Origin of the sequence: Nereida sp. MMG025 (assembly GCF_021654165.1) — a bacterium.
Lineage (GTDB): Bacteria > Pseudomonadota > Alphaproteobacteria > Rhodobacterales > Rhodobacteraceae > Nereida.
Genome location: NZ_JAKFZN010000009.1, coordinates 54,184 through 69,121 on the forward strand (window position 1 = coordinate 54,184; position 14,938 = coordinate 69,121).

21 protein-coding genes are annotated in these 14,938 nt (G+C 58.2%); 6 read left to right on the plus strand and 15 right to left on the minus strand.

The features are described from left to right. Positions 1-97: 97 nt before the first annotated feature. Positions 98-448 carry an META domain-containing protein gene (locus L1065_RS14480; protein WP_237096223.1) on the plus strand — a complete coding sequence of 117 codons (351 nt, stop codon included), beginning with the start codon at positions 98-100 and terminating at the stop codon, positions 446-448. On the opposite strand, the gene recO is transcribed toward L1065_RS14480, so the two are convergent. The 12 genes from recO to folK form a co-directional block, all read right to left on the minus strand. Continuing rightward, on the minus strand, positions 435-1,166 hold the full coding sequence (gene recO, locus L1065_RS14485; RefSeq protein WP_237096242.1) for a DNA repair protein RecO: 732 nt from the start codon (positions 1,164-1,166) through the stop codon (positions 435-437). The genes L1065_RS14480 and recO overlap by 14 nt on opposite strands. Beyond that, positions 1,166-1,498 carry a DUF1491 family protein gene (locus L1065_RS14490; protein WP_237096224.1) on the minus strand — a complete coding sequence of 111 codons (333 nt, stop codon included), beginning with the start codon at positions 1,496-1,498 and terminating at the stop codon, positions 1,166-1,168. Before L1065_RS14490 ends, recO begins: the two co-directional genes overlap by 1 nt. Further along, the gene (gene era, locus L1065_RS14495; protein WP_237096225.1) at positions 1,495-2,403 is read right to left on the minus strand and encodes a GTPase Era; all 909 of its coding nucleotides are present in this window, start codon (positions 2,401-2,403) and stop codon (positions 1,495-1,497) included. The genes L1065_RS14490 and era overlap by 4 nt, the downstream gene beginning before the upstream one ends. Continuing rightward, positions 2,400-3,077: a ribonuclease III gene (gene rnc / locus L1065_RS14500; protein ID WP_237096226.1), complete on the minus strand. Its 678-nt coding sequence runs from the start codon at positions 3,075-3,077 to the stop codon at positions 2,400-2,402. The genes era and rnc overlap by 4 nt, the downstream gene beginning before the upstream one ends. Next, positions 3,074-3,859: a signal peptidase I gene (gene lepB / locus L1065_RS14505; RefSeq protein WP_237096227.1), complete on the minus strand. Its 786-nt coding sequence runs from the start codon at positions 3,857-3,859 to the stop codon at positions 3,074-3,076. Before lepB ends, rnc begins: the two co-directional genes overlap by 4 nt. A 59-nt stretch (positions 3,860-3,918) precedes the next feature. Then, complete coding sequence (gene acpS, locus L1065_RS14510; protein WP_237096228.1) at positions 3,919-4,341, minus strand: holo-ACP synthase; 423 nt, start codon at positions 4,339-4,341, stop codon at positions 3,919-3,921. Between the two features lie 6 nt (positions 4,342-4,347). After that, entirely contained in the window at positions 4,348-4,974 is a 627-nt protein-coding gene (locus L1065_RS14515; RefSeq protein ID WP_237096229.1) for a hypothetical protein, read from the minus strand. Between the two features lie 65 nt (positions 4,975-5,039). After that, the gene (locus tag L1065_RS14520) at positions 5,040-5,783 is read right to left on the minus strand and encodes a pyridoxine 5'-phosphate synthase (protein ID WP_237096230.1); all 744 of its coding nucleotides are present in this window, start codon (positions 5,781-5,783) and stop codon (positions 5,040-5,042) included. Between the two features lie 65 nt (positions 5,784-5,848). Beyond that, the gene (locus tag L1065_RS14525; RefSeq protein ID WP_237096231.1) at positions 5,849-6,520 is read right to left on the minus strand and encodes a DUF2062 domain-containing protein; all 672 of its coding nucleotides are present in this window, start codon (positions 6,518-6,520) and stop codon (positions 5,849-5,851) included. A gap of 49 nt (positions 6,521-6,569) precedes the next feature. Then, a complete protein-coding gene (locus L1065_RS14530; RefSeq protein ID WP_237096232.1) occupies positions 6,570-8,708 on the minus strand; it encodes a bifunctional (p)ppGpp synthetase/guanosine-3',5'-bis(diphosphate) 3'-pyrophosphohydrolase in 2,139 nt (712 codons plus the stop codon). Between the two features lie 15 nt (positions 8,709-8,723). Beyond that, positions 8,724-9,077 carry a DNA-directed RNA polymerase subunit omega gene (gene rpoZ, locus L1065_RS14535; protein WP_237096233.1) on the minus strand — a complete coding sequence of 118 codons (354 nt, stop codon included), beginning with the start codon at positions 9,075-9,077 and terminating at the stop codon, positions 8,724-8,726. An 88-nt stretch (positions 9,078-9,165) separates the two neighbouring features. Then, positions 9,166-9,729: a 2-amino-4-hydroxy-6-hydroxymethyldihydropteridine diphosphokinase gene (gene folK, locus L1065_RS14540; RefSeq protein WP_237096234.1), complete on the minus strand. Its 564-nt coding sequence runs from the start codon at positions 9,727-9,729 to the stop codon at positions 9,166-9,168. 153 nt (positions 9,730-9,882) lie between these two features. On the opposite strand from folK, the gene L1065_RS14545 reads away from it, so the two are divergent. Beyond that, positions 9,883-10,446: an NYN domain-containing protein gene (locus L1065_RS14545; protein WP_237096235.1), complete on the plus strand. Its 564-nt coding sequence runs from the start codon at positions 9,883-9,885 to the stop codon at positions 10,444-10,446. An 82-nt stretch (positions 10,447-10,528) separates the two neighbouring features. Here the strand turns inward: L1065_RS14545 and L1065_RS14550 are convergent, their stop codons facing one another. Then, a complete protein-coding gene (locus L1065_RS14550) occupies positions 10,529-11,467 on the minus strand; it encodes a calcium-binding protein (protein WP_237096236.1) in 939 nt (312 codons plus the stop codon). A 134-nt stretch (positions 11,468-11,601) separates the two neighbouring features. Here L1065_RS14550 and ispH point away from each other — a divergent pair, with 134 nt between their 5' ends. From ispH to rnhA, 4 genes are read left to right on the plus strand one after another with little or no spacing between them, the layout of a single operon-like run. Then, positions 11,602-12,552: a 4-hydroxy-3-methylbut-2-enyl diphosphate reductase gene (ispH, locus tag L1065_RS14555; RefSeq protein WP_237096237.1), complete on the plus strand. Its 951-nt coding sequence runs from the start codon at positions 11,602-11,604 to the stop codon at positions 12,550-12,552. Continuing rightward, entirely contained in the window at positions 12,549-13,001 is a 453-nt protein-coding gene (locus L1065_RS14560; protein ID WP_237096238.1) for a DUF3429 family protein, read from the plus strand. Before ispH ends, L1065_RS14560 begins: the two co-directional genes overlap by 4 nt. Further along, positions 13,001-13,588: a class I SAM-dependent methyltransferase gene (locus L1065_RS14565; RefSeq protein WP_239030082.1), complete on the plus strand. Its 588-nt coding sequence runs from the start codon at positions 13,001-13,003 to the stop codon at positions 13,586-13,588. The genes L1065_RS14560 and L1065_RS14565 overlap by 1 nt, the downstream gene beginning before the upstream one ends. After that, positions 13,581-14,036 (plus strand): ribonuclease HI, encoded by a 456-nt coding sequence (gene rnhA / locus L1065_RS14570; protein ID WP_237096240.1) that lies wholly within the window; start codon positions 13,581-13,583, stop codon positions 14,034-14,036. Before L1065_RS14565 ends, rnhA begins: the two co-directional genes overlap by 8 nt. Positions 14,037-14,085: 49 nt before the next feature. Here the strand turns inward: rnhA and L1065_RS14575 are convergent, their stop codons facing one another. After that, on the minus strand, positions 14,086-14,325 hold the full coding sequence (locus L1065_RS14575) for a hypothetical protein (protein WP_237096241.1): 240 nt from the start codon (positions 14,323-14,325) through the stop codon (positions 14,086-14,088). A gap of 1 nt (position 14,326) precedes the next feature. Next, positions 14,327-14,938, minus strand: a 612-nt coding sequence (locus tag L1065_RS14580; RefSeq protein ID WP_305082562.1) for a methionyl-tRNA formyltransferase, incomplete at its 5' end; no start/stop codon positions are given.

Below are 14,938 nucleotides of genomic sequence, written 5' to 3' on the forward strand. Positions count from 1 at the left end.
ACTATCTTAGCCAACGCGGACCGCGCTTCAACTCTTGCCGCAAGCACGCTAGGCTGATGTCATGCGAATTTGCCTTATCCTCAGCATGGTTTTGCTTATGGCCTGCCAAAATGACGAAACACTGAGCGCCTACGGCGCAGCAGGCAAAACATGGGTGTTGACCGAATTGGACGGCGCGGCGTTTCCCGCGCGCGCCACCTTGGAATTTCCGCAAGCAGGCGAACTGGCAGGCCAGGCCCCCTGCAACCGTTTCTTTGGTGCACAAACCGTGCCCTACCCGTGGTTCAAGGCAGAAAACATCGCGGCCACCAAAATGGCCTGCCCCGATCTACCCGCCGAAGGACAGTTCCTGACCGCCCTTTCCGAAATGACCCTGTCAGAGGTGCTTGGCGACACGATGATCCTGTCCAACGACGCAGGCCGCGAAATGGTGTTCAAAGCCCGCTAGCGCGGCTCAGGGTTTCGATCAGCCGCGCGCGTGCTTGGGGGATCGGGCGACTGCCCAGTTGCGCCACAAGCTGTGTGTTCAAAAAATGCCCTGTCACCCGAAGGCCCTGCAAGATATCTGCGTGATCTGCATCGCCTTGCCCAAGCAAAACAAGCGGCAGTTTCAACAAACGGTCCGCATACTCGCCCGCGCCTTTGGCTGTAACCGCACGCCCCGTTTTGGGGCTGACAAAGGCCAAGCCGTCCGTGGCCCCCGTCACCGCGCATTCGGAGAGATCCAGCCGAAACCCTGTTTCTTCCAACAAGGCGACTTCCCATTGCAGATAGGCCAGCGGCCACACGTCGTTCTGGCCAAGCAGGTCCAACAGTTGGATGGACCGATTGTAAAACCCGCCATGCACCTCGCCTTCGGGCAGGCAAAAAGACAGCAGGCCCGTCACCGCATTCAATCCCGCCAGCGCCAGACGGTCGCTCATCACTTGGGCGGCACGGCTGCGTTGTGGCTCAACCGTGAAAGCGCCAAGATGCTCTTCCAGACGCGCCTTCCACGTGACATCCAACTGCGCACCCGGTTGCAGGATCGGCGCAATCTTGCGGCTGGTGGCGCCGCGCACCACGCCAGACGCGCGGCCATGCTCTGCGGTGAACACTTCGATAATGGCGCTGTTTTCCCCGTGGCGGCGCACAGCGATCAGGGCTCCTTCGTCGCGCCACTCGATCATTCCGAAAGGCCTTCTTGGTCCAGCAAATGCCGCCCCGCGCGGTCCTCGACCTCGATAACCCAAAGGTCAGGATCAAAGCTGCGTTGCTTGGCAATACTGTCGTCGACCCCGCGTTCATCACCCTCGGACAAAACCACCCAAGTGCGCGCGCCCGTCATCAAATCAAAGCTGCGCTGGTAACAGCAGGCCTGCCCGTCCAGCGTGTTCATTTTAACCAAAACAGCACCAGCCGTCGGATCCCCTTTCGAGGTCACAAACACAGGAATATCAGCAAGGCGCAGGCGGGTCAGATAGGCGCTGACCCAGATATCTGCGGTCAGCCGCGTCATGCGTTCCCGTCTTTGAAATCCAGCCCCATCTCGGAATAGCGTTCGCTTTCCTCAAGCCAGTTGGGGCGCACTTTGACCTGCAAAAACAGATGCACCTTGCGGTCCAGAAATTCGGTCAGTTCCTCCCGGGCGGCCTTGCCAAGCGCCTTGATCGTCTCGCCCTTGTTGCCCAGAACAATGCCCTTGTGCCCATCGCGCATCACGTAAATCAGCTGGTCAATGCGCACGCTGCCGTCTTTGCGGTCTTCCCATTTTTCCGTCTCGACAGTCATCTGGTAAGGCAATTCCTGATGCAGCCGCAGGGTCAGCTTTTCGCGGGTAATCTCAGCGGCGATCATGCGCATGGGCAGGTCGGCGATCTGGTCCTCGGGATAAAGCCACGGGCCTTGGGGCACCTGCTGCGCCAACCATTGTTTGAGCGTATCGGTCCCATGCCCTTTTTCGGCGCTGATCAGAAAGGTTTCCTCGAACGGGAAGAGATCATTCAGCTTCTTGGTCAGCCCAAGCAAGACATCGGCCTGCACGCGGTCAATCTTGTTGATGGCAAGCGCAATGCGCTGGCCTTCACCGCGTTCGGCAAGGCTTTCGATGATCGCAGCAGCACCTTCGGTCACACCGCGGTGCGCCTCGATCATCAGCACCACCACGTCGGCATCCGCAGCGCCACCCCAAGCAGCTGTGACCATCGCGCGATCGAGGCGACGGCGGGGGCGGAAAATTCCGGGCGTATCGACAAAAACAATCTGGCTGTCGCCTTCGATGGCGACGCCGCGAATACGTGCGCGGGTGGTCTGCACCTTGTGTGTCACGATGCTGACCTTGGCCCCCACCATACGGTTCAAAAGGGTCGATTTACCTGCGTTCGGCTCCCCGATCAGGGCGACAAATCCCGCGCGTGTGGTCATGACAAAGTCTCCAACATGGATTTGGCCGCCGCTTGTTCGGCTTGGCGTTTGTTGCCCGCTGTGGCGCGGGCGGTCTGCCCCGATGACAGCCGCACTTCGATGGTAAAGACAGGCGCGTGGTCAGGACCATCGCGGCTCACCTCAACATATTGGGGTGGCGGGCTGCCTTTGGCTTGCACGGCTTCTTGCAGGGTGGTTTTGGGATCACGGGCATCGGCTTCAACGGTTTTGATACGCTCGCCCCAAAGGCTCAGGATCACATGTTTGGCTGCGTCAAAACCTGCGTCACGGTAAACTGCGGCAATCACCGCTTCCATGGCATCCCCAAGCAGAGCTTCCTTGCGCCGCCCACCGCTGATCATTTCGGACCGGCCCAGTTTCAGCACATCACCCAACCCGATCTGGCGGGCCACATCGGCGCAGGTTTCCTTGCGCACCAGCGCGTTAAAGCGCGGGGCCAGTTTGCCCTCGGCGGCCCCCTTGTCGGCCTCCAGCAGCGCTTCGGCCATCACAAGGCCAAGCACACGGTCGCCCAAAAACTCAAGGCGCTGATTGTCGTCCCTGTTTGGCGTGGACATGGATGAATGGGTAACGGCCCGAACCAAAAGTTCAGGCCGCCCGAATGTATGCCCCAAACGCGTTTGAAACGCGATCAATTCACTGCTTGGCTTCATTGTAGCTTCTTGAAAAAGCGGTCACCCCGCCACGTCCAGAAATACAGCATCGAAGTGCCTGCCGACGAGAAAATCACACGGTCCGCCCGACCAATCAAATATTCGGACGGGACAAAACCAACGCCGCCAATCGTTTGCGGGAAACGGCTGTCCGAGGAATTATCGCGGTTATCGCCAAGGAAAAAGTAGTTGTCCTCGGGCACCGTGTAGACGGCTGTGTTATCGGCGCTTGAGTTGCGGACGTTCAGGATATTATGGCTATGCCCGTTTGGCAGCGTTTCGATCTGGCGCGATTTTTCGCACACAGCGCCCAGACCCACGGCCCCATTTTCGCAAGCAGGCTGGCGCCGTTGGGGGCCTTGGGGTTCAAAGGTTTCCACAAAAGTGCCCGCGTCTTCCAGCTGCACAGGCGCGCCGTTGATATGCAAAACCGCGTCTTTCATTTGCAAACGGTCGCCTGGCAAGCCCACCAGACGTTTGACAAAATCACTGTTGTTCACTGGGTGGCGGAACACGACGATGTCACCGCGTTCAGGTTCGGATGCCAGCAAACGGCCCGAGATGGGACAAATGGAAAACGGGCAGGAATATTTGGAATAGCCGTAAGCCATTTTGTTAACGAACATGAAATCGCCAACCAGCAGCGTATCTTTCATCGACCCCGAAGGAATCCAAAACGGCTGGAAAAAGAGCGTGCGAAACACACCCGCAATCAAAAGCGCGTAGACAATTGTTTTTATCAGCTCGCCGATGCCGTCTTTTTTGTCTGGGGTGCTGGCCATGGTCGGATTGATCCTGCTCAAAAGATGTGGGGGCTACATGCGGCGCAACCGTCTGTCTGTCAACCGTTGCCCTTGTTTTCTTGCGCGATAGGCCGCGCTTCGATCAGAACGAAAGCCTGGGCCCACGGGTGATCATCGGTCAGGGTGACGTGGATGATCGCTTCATGGCCTGCCGGGGTCATCTGCGCCAAACGCTCGGCCGCCCATCCCGTGACATGCATGACGGGTTGGCCCGTGCGCAGGTTGCTAACGGCCATATCCTTCCACGCGATACCCATGCGCAGCCCCGTGCCAAGCGCCTTGCTGCAGGCTTCTTTGGCCGCCCACCGTTTGGCATAGGTGCCTGCCACGTCCTTGCGGCGTTCTGATTTGCGCTGCTCTGTTTCGGTGAACACACGGTTTTTGAAGCGGTCGCCAAAGCGGTCCAACGTGCCTTGGATGCGGTCGATATTTGCAAGGTCTGTCCCGATGCCAAGGATCATGTCCGCCTAGCCCCCGACATTGTAGCGCGCCAGAATATCGGCCAACGCAGCTTCGTCTTTGGCCAATTTGCGCAGTTTGCGCGTGCCGATCACCGGATCGCCAAAGCCAACCGTTTCCACCGAAAACGCGGCGCCGCTGCCCATCGTAAAGCGCAACTGCGGCAGATAGACATCCGTGCGGCCATAGCGGCGGATTGCGCCGTCGGGATAGGTAAGCTCCCCTTCGATCTTGATCGAAAGCGCATCATACACGCAGGTGCCAATCGTAACAGGATCACGCGCAGCGAGCGAATAAGTCAATTCGCCCGACCACGTTTGCGCGCCTGCGGGATCACCCCAAGCGGTGAGTGCAGTGAAGGTCGCGCCATCAACAATTTCGGGCAGATCCGTGCTGTAGGTGTTCACCTTTTTGCCAGTGCCACTGTCGCGTTGCGTATAAAGCAAGAAAGCGCCCTGGTGATGAAAGCTCTGCCATTGGTCGGGGAACAGCCACGAATGTTGGCCTTTCCAGATCAGCCCATTGCCCAGATCGCGGACAATAAAGATATTGGCACTGTCGGGTTTGCCCGTTTTGATAACGATGCCATCGGCCAGATCCGCCTGAGTGGGGCACGCTGCCGCCAAGCTCGTCATCGCAGCACATGCGAAAATCGTTTGCGCGACAGGACCAAGAGCCCTCCAAAGGCGGCGCATTGCAATCATGCGCGGGCGGCGTCCATCAGGCGGCGCATTTCGGCCATGGCACCCGGCAAGCCGCGAAAGATGGATTCGCCGATCAAAAAATGTCCGATATTCAGTTCTTTGACCTCGGGCATGGCCGCAACGGGCGTGACGCAATCATAGGTCAACCCGTGCCCTGCATGCACTTCCAGACCAAGGGAATGGGCGAAGGCGGACATATCTTGCAGCTTTTTCAGCTCGTCATCGCGCGCCGAAAAATGCCCTTCGGCGTGGGCATCGCAATAGGCACCCGTGTGCAATTCGATGACTTCGGCACCGATGCGGTTGGCCGCTTCGATCTGGCGTTTGTCGGCCGCAATGAAGATCGAAACGCGGCAGCCCGCATCGCGCAGAGGGGCGATGTAGTGGGCCAGTTTGTTTTCTTCGCGCGCGACCTCAAGCCCGCCTTCGGTTGTGCGTTCCTCGCGCTTTTCGGGCACGATGCACACCGCATGGGGTTTGTGGCGCAGCGCGATTTCCTTCATCTCTTCGGTGGCGGCCATTTCAAAATTCAGCGGCACGTCCAGCGCCTCCATCAGCGCTTCGATATCCGCATCACCGATGTGGCGTCTGTCTTCGCGCAGATGGGCGGTGATCCCGTCGGCCCCTGCTTCTTGGGCCATCACAGCGGCGCGGACAGGATCAGGCACAGCGCCACCGCGTGCGTTGCGCACAGTGGCCACGTGGTCAATATTCACGCCAAGGCGCAGGTCATTTGGCATCTTGCGTGCCTCCCAAATTCAACTGGTGATGAAGGTAAAGCAGCCCACGCGCCGTGCAACCCCGATCAGGGATCAAGCGGGGATTTGTCGGTTTTCTTGGCCGCGGCCTTGGCCGCCGTCTTGGCGCGGATTTCGGCCAATTTGGCTTTGATCATCCCTTTGCGACGGTTTTGATAGGCACGGATGACAGGCACCGACAGATAATAGCAGATATAGGCGGTAATAACGCCGGGGAAGATGCCCCCCACAAGATAGGGGTAGAACACTTCGTAAAAGAACACTTCCAGCCCATGCCAATCGGCCACGCGGTCGGTGAAGATTGCCAGAAAATTATGCCACAGATCGCCAAAGGCATCGGCGAACTTGCCGCCCAATGACCGCTCTACATCAACGGTGTTTTTCGAGCCCAACAGAAAGTGCCCCGTGGTCAGCGAAATCGCCCCGATGGGCACATATGTCAGCGGGTTGCCAAAAAAGGTCGCCAGCAAGGCCGCAAGGATATTGCCGCGCATCACCGTCGCCAGAAAGCCAGCGACCACAAAGTGCAGACCGTAGAATGGGGTAAAGGTGGTAAACACGCCTGCCCAGATGCCACGGGCGATTTTTTCGGGCTCGTCGGGCAAGCGGCGCACACGGTGTTTGACATAGTGAAACGCACGCGCCCATCCGCCGCGGGGCCACAAAAACTGGCGCAGCGTGGACAGCCAAGACAATTTATCGCGGCGTTTGAAAACCAAACGGAGGGTCCTTCACGTCTCGGGCGCGCCCTATCAGGCGCAGCGGTCTTTATTCGGCCGCTTGCGGTGATGCAGCGGGATCATCTGTGCGGATGCGCATCACTTGGGCGACATTGCTATCGCTGTCTAGCGCAGTCAGCACAGCGTGCATATGCGACACATCCCTGAAATCTATGTCGATTTTGAGACGATAAAAGTCCGGCTTGCGATCTTCAAAGCGCAAATCCGAGATATTCGCCTGCCGTTCACCGATAATTGTGCAGACCCGTCCCAAAACACCTGCGTCATTGGTGATCGTCGCCTCGAAGGTCGTGCTGTAAATCGCGGGGTGCGGCCCATCATGCCAGTGCAGATCAATCCAGCGATCGGACTCGTTGCTCAGATGAACCAACCGCATGCAGTCAATCGCGTGGATCACAACACCTTCGCCACGATTGCTGATGCCCACAATCCGTTCGCCTGGAAGGGGCGAACAGCATGGGGCGCGTTTGAAGGTCTGATCGGCTTTCAACCCAACGACAGCGCGGTCTGCATCAACCAGATCGCCTTCAATCGCAACAAGTTCGGGATGAAGCACCTCAACGACCTGACGGCCCGTGATCTCTGCGCTGCCAAGTTGGGCCAGAAGGGTATCGGTGTCGCCAAGCGCCATATGTTTGGCGGCTGTTATCAACGCCTTGTCCGTGGCTTTCTTACCGACCTGTTCAAAGGCCACGCGCGCCAGTTCCGCCCCAAGTTTGATATAGCGTTCGCGGTCTTCTTCACGCAGGGCACGGCGGATGGCCGACCGCGCCTTGCCTGTTTGCGCAATGTCCATCCACGTGGCTTCGGGGACTTGTCCTTCGGCGGTGACAATTTCAACCGACTGGCCGTTTTTCAGCCGTGTCCAAAGCGGCACGCGGATGCCATCAACCTTGGCGCCGACACAGGCATGGCCGATACGGGTGTGGATGGCATAAGCAAAATCAATCGGCGTGGCCCCACGCGGCAGCTTGAACACATCGCCCTTAGGCGTGAAGCAGAACACCTGATCGGAATACATTTCCAGCTTCACCGCTTCGAGGAATTCATCGTGATCCATCGCGTTGGCAAAACTTTCGTTCATCCCCGCAACCCATTGAACGGGATCAACCGCAAACGGGTTTTCCGACCGCACGCCATCACGATACGACCAATGCGCAGCAACGCCCGCTTCGGCGACATCGTGCATTTGGCGGGTGCGGATCTGCACCTCGACCCGCTTGCCATCGCGGCCCGACACGGTGGTGTGCAAGCTGCGATAGCCGTTGGATTTGGGCTGGCTGATGTAGTCTTTGAAGCGGCCCGGAATACTGCGCCAGCGTTGGTGGATCACACCAAGGATGCGGTAACAATCGGCCTCATCCTTGCAAATGACGCGAAAGCCGTAGATGTCAGACAAACGGCTGAACCCTTGCTCTTTTTCCTGCATTTTGCGCCAGATCGAGAACGGCTTTTTCGCGCGGCCAAACACATCTGCCTTGATGCCCGCGCGGTCCAGCTCGGCGCGCATGTCGGTGGTGATCTTCTGGATCACATCGCCGCTTTCTTTTTGCAGCGTAATGAAACGGCGGATGATGCTGGCGCGTCCATCGGGGTTGAGGACCTTGAAGGCCAGATCCTCAAGTTCTTCGCGCATCCATTGCATCCCCATGCGCCCCGCAAGCGGGGCATAGATATCCATCGTCTCGCGCGATTTTTGCACCTGCTTTTCGGCACGCATGGATTTGATGGTGCGCATATTGTGCAAACGGTCGGCCAGCTTCACAAGGATCACGCGAAAGTCTTTGGACATCGCCATGAACAGTTTACGAAAGTTTTCGGCCTGTTTGGTCTCGGTGCTGGTCAGCTGGATATTGGTCAGCTTGGTGACACCGTCCACCAGTTCGGCCACCTCTGAGCCAAAGAGTGTTTCAACCTCGGCATAAGAAGCATCGGTGTCCTCAATCGTATCATGCAATAGCGCGGTGATGATCGTGGCGTCATCCAACCGCTGCTCTGTCAGAATGGCGGCGACGGCGATCGGGTGCATGAAATACGGCTCGCCAGAGTGGCGAAACTGCCCTTCGTGCATCTTCAGACCGTAGTGATAGGCGGCTGTGATCAGCGCCTCGTTGGTATGCGGATTGTAGCTGCGAACAAGGGCAGCAAGATCGGCAGCCGAGATCATCGCGCTGCCATCCCGTTACTTGGGTTCCTGGGCTTCCATCAAGGCACGCAACAGATTTTCTTCGGACATATCATCGTCCGCAGGTTTGTCTGTTTCCTGACCCATCAGCAGCGCCATATCGTCGTCTTCGGCTTCGTCAACTTCGATCTGGTTCTGGTTGCTTTCGATCAGACGCTCTTTGAGGTCCTCTGCCTGCTGCGTTTCATCCGCGATTTCACGCAGGGCCACAACAGGGTTTTTATCGTTGTCACGATCCACAGTGATCGGCGCGCCGCTTGAGATTTCGCGTGCGCGGTGCGCAGCAAGCATCACCAAATCGAAACGGTTTGGGACTTTATCGACGCAATCTTCAACGGTGACGCGGGCCATATCACAGCACTCCAACTTCAGGGTGTTCCTAGGAAGCCTGCTAGATAGGCGCGATTCCTTATATATGCAAGGAAAATTCCCGCCGGTTTCAGCACTGCAAGGGCGTAACCGCTGCCAGATCATCAGCGCTGCAAGCATCACGCATCGCAACAACGCTGCGTCCCAGAACGGGGTGCATCCAATCGGGCGCAATTTCGGCAAGCGGAACAAGCACAAAGGCACGGTCTTGAATACGCGGATGGGGCAGAACCAACGCATCTGGCGCGTGTTGCATTTGCGCCTCCAGCGGCAGGTTGCGCCATGCCTCATAGGTGGCAAGATCGGGCAGGATCTGATCATCAAGCGCCAAAAGATCAAGATCAAGCGTGCGCTGGCCCCACCGCTTGGTGCGTTCGCGCTGCGCTTGCCCTTCGATACTGTGAAGGGTCGCCAAAACCTCGGCGGCATTTTTTTCGGTGGCCACAGCCACGGCTGCGTTCACAAAGTCAGGACCTGCCCCTGCGGGAAAGCACGGCGTGGCGAAAAACGCGCTGCGCTGCGTGATCCGCCCCACCTCAACCCCAAGGCGATTGATGGCAAATTGGAGCGTCTTTTGCGGGTTTCCATGCGATGACGTCGCGTTACCCCCCAAGGCTATGAGTGCTATTTTCATAAATTCCCCGTGTTTCGATCTTTGCAGCCTGCGAGATTGCGCCTACATCGTTTTTTGTTTTGTGACATTTTTATTAGTCTTTGGGACACCACTCACGGATCATTTCTACACCCCAGATACATCGTCACGAAACGCCATCTGGAAGGACACATTATGTTTTATCAAGGCGAACGCATCGCACTGTTTATCGATGGATCGAATCTTTATGCCGCTGCAAAGGCACTGGGCTTCGATATAGACTACAAATTACTACGGGCCGAGTTTATGCGCCGAGGCAAAATGCTTCGGGCGTTTTACTATACGGCCTTGCTGGAGAATGATGAATACTCGCCCATTCGCCCGCTGGTCGATTGGCTGAACTATAACGGGTTCACCATGGTCACCAAACCCGCCAAGGAATTTACCGATGCACAGGGGCGTCGGAAAATCAAAGGCAACATGGACATCGAACTGGCCGTCGATGCGCTGGAAACTGCGCCGCATGTTGACCACATCGTTATCTTTTCGGGCGATGGCGATTTCCGTCCACTGATCGAAGCGATCCAACGTAAGGGGGTTCGAGTGTCTGTTGTCTCGACCATCCGCAGCCAGCCACCGATGATAGCCGATGAGCTGCGCCGCCAATGCGACAACTTCATCGAGCTGGACGAATTGCGCGACGTCATTGGGCGCCCGTCACGTGAACAGCCAGAGCGTGAGTTGGAAGAGGCGGATTAAACCGGTTCAGACAGGACTTTGGAAAGGGGCCATGTGGCCCCTTTTTTATTGTCAGCCGCCTAACGCTGCGATCGAGGCATAGTCATAATCCGTGTCTTTTCAGATCAACGATGATCAGGTCGCGCAGCAGGTTTTCCATATTCACGCCGCGCACAGTGGCCGCGTTTTGGCCGTCGATAAAGACATCGACTTTATCGGGATAGACATCAATCTCGACTTTGTCGTAATTGCCCGAGTGCTCGATGACGAGGCGGTCCTCGTTACCGTCAAAATCCAGAATGCGCACGCGCGACTCAATGTATCTGGATCCGTCTGATGGGTCTTCGACCACATAGATGTCTGCACCAGGACCACCATAGAGATATTGGTCTTGGCCCACGAATAGTGGATCACCATTGTTTTGCGCAACCAACAGGTCATCGCCTCGACCACCACCGATAAAGTCATTGCCACGGCCAATCACCACATCATTACCATCGCCGCCAAACAGATCTTGTTCATCCGTAATTAGAGCAGCATTGCCGCCATCGATATAGTCGTCGCCAGCACCGCCGCTGATTGTGTCCGGGCCGCGGTCGCCAAAGATGCTATCGTTGCCGTCTCCGCCATTGAGTTCATCTGCGCCCGTGCGACCCGCGATGATGTCATTGCCTATGCCGCCGTAAAGTTCATCATTGCCAGCACCTCCAGAAATGCTGTCGGCGCCACGATCACCGTAGATTTCATCGTTTCCACGGCCACCATCGATCACGTCATCGCCGCGGCCTGCTTCAATCAGGTCTGCGCCATACTCGCCGAACACAGTATCATCCCCGCGCGAGGCCGAGATGAAATCATCATCCGCGCCGCCTGCGATCTCGTCGTCACCGCGGCCGCCGAACAAACGGTCGTCGCCGTCACCGCCTGAGATACCGTCATCATCGGTTGTGCCGCGCAAACGGTCATCGTCGTCGGTGCCGTCGATCAGGGCCAGACCGGCGGTGAACGTGCCAGCAAGCGCCAGCAGAAGGATAGATGACAACATAAAGGGAACTCCAAATTTCGAAGGCTGTAGGCACTGTCATTATGTCAAACACAAGCAAACAGAGTGTCGCCCCACCACTGGACCTTCACAGGTCGGGCGCTTAGATTGCCCGCAACAGGAGCATGACCCCAATGAGCAAATCCCCTCTGACCCTTTACATGGCCGCGCCGCGCGGGTTTTGCGCAGGCGTGGACCGCGCGATCAAGATCGTCGAGATGGCCTTGGAAAAATGGGGCGCGCCCGTCTATGTGCGCCACGAAATCGTGCACAATAAATTTGTCGTCGACAGCCTGCGCGACCAAGGTGCGGTGTTTGTCGAAGAGCTGGATGAATGCCCCGATGACCGCCCCGTGATTTTCAGCGCCCATGGTGTGCCCAAGGCCGTGCCCGCCGCCGCCGCGGCACGCGAGATGATCTATGTGGACGCCACCTGCCCGCTGGTTAGCAAAGTGCATATCGAAGCGCAGCGCCACGCCGACAACGGCTTGCAGATGATTATGATCGGGCACAAGGGCCATCCTGAAACCGTGGGCACCATGGGCCAGTTGCCCGAAGGCGAAGTCCTGCTGGTCGAAACCGTCGAGGACGTGGCGACCGTGCAGGTGCGCGATGCAGACAAGCTGGCTTTTGTGACGCAGACAACCCTGTCTGTGGACGATACCGCCGATATCGTGGCCGCACTCAATGCGCGGTTCCCCAACATCGTCGGCCCGCACAAAGAAGACATCTGCTATGCCACCACCAACCGCCAGGAGGCCGTTAAAGCGATGGCCCCGAAATGCGATGCGATGCTGGTGGTCGGTGCGCCGAACTCGTCAAACTCGCAACGTCTGGTCGAAGTGGGCCGCAAGGCGGGTTGCGTTTATGCGCAATTGGTCATGCGTGCCGACAATATCGACTGGCGTGCCTTGGACGGCATTGCCAGCATCGGTATCACCGCAGGGGCCAGCGCGCCCGAAGTGCTGATCAACGAAGTGGTCGATGCCTTCAAAGCGCGGTTCGAGGTCACGGTCGAGCATGTGGTCACCGCCGAAGAAAACGTGGAATTCAAAGTGCCGCGTGTGTTGCGGGTGCCTGCGTGACACAGATCCCCCGCTCTGCCCTGCTGCTTGGACTGGCTGGCGTGATCCCCTTTGCGTGGGGTGCGCTGACGCTGGTGATGCCAAGCGCGATGAGCTTTGGCATGGAGGCCTTTGGCCCGCGGTTTGTGGGCCCTTATGTGCAGCTTTTCTACGGCTCGATCATCCTGTCATTTATGTCGGGCGTGTTGTGGGGGTTTTCGACAAAAGCCGACGGGCAGATGGCCACGATGGGCTATGTGCTTTCGGTCATCCCCGCGCTTTGGGCATTTTTCATGACAGGGGGCGGCCCCGTGTCAGCGGCGACATCGCTGATCTTCGGGTTTATAGGTTTGCTTGGGCTTGATTGGCTGTTCTGGCGCTACGGGCTGGCACCGCCATGGTGGATGGCGTTGCGCGGGCTTCTGACCGCTTTGGTCGTTGGCTGCTTGGCCGTGGGTGTTGTGCTGTGATGGATCGCCAGACCGTGGGTGTATATGACAGGCGTGCGGCGCAATACGACAAGCTGGTCAGTCGCAGCACCCCTGACGCGGATTTGCAACGGTTTATCGACGCGGTGCCAAAGGGCGGGCGCGTGCTGGACCTTGGCTGCGGTCCGGGCAATTCGGCGGCTATGATGCGGGGTGCGGGGCTGCTGCCTGACGCATGGGACGCCAGCGGGGTGATGGTTGAAACCGCCGCGCGGCGCTATGGCATCGAAGCCCTGCACAAGACCTTTGATGATCTGCGCGCTGTGCAAACCTATGATGGCATCTGGGCCAATTTCTCGCTGCTGCATGCCGCGCGTGAAGATATGCCAAAGCACCTGCATGCAATCCACCGCGCGCTTGTGCCAGGTGGCGTGTTTCACATCGGCCTCAAAACAGGTGATGGGGCGGGGCGCGATGGCACGGGGCGGCTTTATACATATTATCAGGAGGCCGCGTTGCATGGGCTGTTGCAAGAAGCAGGTTTCACCGTGGGCTTCACCCGCCATGGCCGCGACAAAGGGATGTCGGGCAGTGTTGACGCCTTTATGATTGTGTTGGCCCATGCCTGAACTATTTGCCTACACAGATGGCGCATGCAGCGGAAACCCCGGACCTGGCGGATGGGGTGCGCTGCTGATCGCGCGGGACGGCGACAGCGTTTTGAAAGAGCGCGCGTTGAAAGGCGGAGAGGCCGACACCACCAACAATCGCATGGAGTTGCTGGCCGCGATCAACGCACTTGAAGCGCTGGAGCGCCCGAGCACACTGACGATCGTAACAGACAGCGCCTATGTCAAAGGCGGGATCACCGAATGGATCCACGGCTGGAAGCGGCGGGGATGGAAAACCGCCGCCAAGAAACCTGTGAAAAATGTGGACCTCTGGCAGCGGTTGGACGAAGCCACACAACGCCATTCGGTGACATGGGAATGGGTCAAAGGGCATGCAGGCCACCCCGAAAACGAACGCGCCGATGAGCTGGCCCGCGCAGGGATGGCACCGTTCAAGAGGGGGTAAAGCCTTTTCGAAAAGGCTTGTGCAAGGTCTTTGGAAAGACCTTGTCCGCTCACCGCCGCCAGTGCCACGGCACGATGATCAACGCGCCGATGCTGGAGATGATGGCGTCTACGCCGGGTGGGCCAAAGCTGAGGCCGAACATGATCCGCACCATGAAGAACGCGACCACCCCGCCCAGGCAGATGATGATCGAGGGCAGATACCCGTTGTTGGTAAAGCCAGACTTTTCGGAGGCATAGCCGATGGCGATGCCGATCATCATGGATCCGAAGAATGCAAAGAAGGCCATATTAACGTCCTAAAACAGGGGGCAGAGGTTTGCCGCGCAGGAAGATTTCGGCGTCTTGCGCCTGTTTGCCTGCCCGTTGGGCGCGGGTGATCTGCACCGCGCCTGATCCGCAGGCGATGGTGAAATCGGGCAGGACCGCGCCTGCGGGACCGGCCCCTTTTGAAACGGTTGAGCCTAGCAGTTTGACGCGCTCCCCTTGTGCTGTTGTCCAAGCGCCGGGGAACGGGGATAGCCCGCGAATTTGGCGATCAATGGTTTCAGCCTCTTGCGACCAGTCGATCTGGGCCTCTGCCTTGTCGATCTTTTCCGCATAAGTGACCCCGTCCTCGGGCTGCGCTATCGGGGTCAGCGCGGGCAGGCCATCAAGGGCGGCGACGATCGCTTTTGCCCCCATCAGCGACAAGCGGTCATGCAGGTCGCCTGTGGTATCGGTCGGTTCAATCGGCATCACGTCGCGCAGCAGGACAGGGCCGGTATCAAGGCCCGCGTCCATCTGCATGATGCAGATGCCCGTTTCGGTATCACCTGCCATGATCGCGCGGTGGATTGGCGCGGCGCCCCGCCAAACCGGCACCAGGCTGGCGTTTATTTTTAAGCACCCGTGGGTCCGTGG

Excerpts from the sequence above, each read along its gene's own strand:
- L1065_RS14480 (WP_237096223.1), top strand. The coding sequence starts at position 98 with ATGGCCTGCCAAAATGACGAAACACTGAGCGCCTACGGCGCAGCAGGC.
- L1065_RS14490 (WP_237096224.1), bottom strand. The coding sequence starts at position 1,498 with ATGACGCGGCTGACCGCAGATATCTGGGTCAGCGCCTATCTGACCCGC.
- era (WP_237096225.1), bottom strand. The coding sequence starts at position 2,403 with ATGACCACACGCGCGGGATTTGTCGCCCTGATCGGGGAGCCGAACGCA.
- rnc (WP_237096226.1), bottom strand. The coding sequence starts at position 3,077 with ATGAAGCCAAGCAGTGAATTGATCGCGTTTCAAACGCGTTTGGGGCAT.
- lepB (WP_237096227.1), bottom strand. The coding sequence starts at position 3,859 with ATGGCCAGCACCCCAGACAAAAAAGACGGCATCGGCGAGCTGATAAAA.
- acpS (WP_237096228.1), bottom strand. The coding sequence starts at position 4,341 with ATGATCCTTGGCATCGGGACAGACCTTGCAAATATCGACCGCATCCAA.
- L1065_RS14515 (WP_237096229.1), bottom strand. The coding sequence starts at position 4,974 with ATGACGAGCTTGGCGGCAGCGTGCCCCACTCAGGCGGATCTGGCCGAT.
- L1065_RS14520 (WP_237096230.1), bottom strand. The coding sequence starts at position 5,783 with ATGCCAAATGACCTGCGCCTTGGCGTGAATATTGACCACGTGGCCACT.
- L1065_RS14530 (WP_237096232.1), bottom strand. The coding sequence starts at position 8,708 with ATGATCTCGGCTGCCGATCTTGCTGCCCTTGTTCGCAGCTACAATCCG.
- rpoZ (WP_237096233.1), bottom strand. The coding sequence starts at position 9,077 with ATGGCCCGCGTCACCGTTGAAGATTGCGTCGATAAAGTCCCAAACCGT.
- folK (WP_237096234.1), bottom strand. The coding sequence starts at position 9,729 with ATGAAAATAGCACTCATAGCCTTGGGGGGTAACGCGACGTCATCGCAT.
- L1065_RS14545 (WP_237096235.1), top strand. The coding sequence starts at position 9,883 with ATGTTTTATCAAGGCGAACGCATCGCACTGTTTATCGATGGATCGAAT.
- ispH (WP_237096237.1), top strand. The coding sequence starts at position 11,602 with ATGAGCAAATCCCCTCTGACCCTTTACATGGCCGCGCCGCGCGGGTTT.
- L1065_RS14565 (WP_239030082.1), top strand. The coding sequence starts at position 13,001 with ATGGATCGCCAGACCGTGGGTGTATATGACAGGCGTGCGGCGCAATAC.
- rnhA (WP_237096240.1), top strand. The coding sequence starts at position 13,581 with ATGCCTGAACTATTTGCCTACACAGATGGCGCATGCAGCGGAAACCCC.
- L1065_RS14575 (WP_237096241.1), bottom strand. The coding sequence starts at position 14,325 with ATGGCCTTCTTTGCATTCTTCGGATCCATGATGATCGGCATCGCCATC.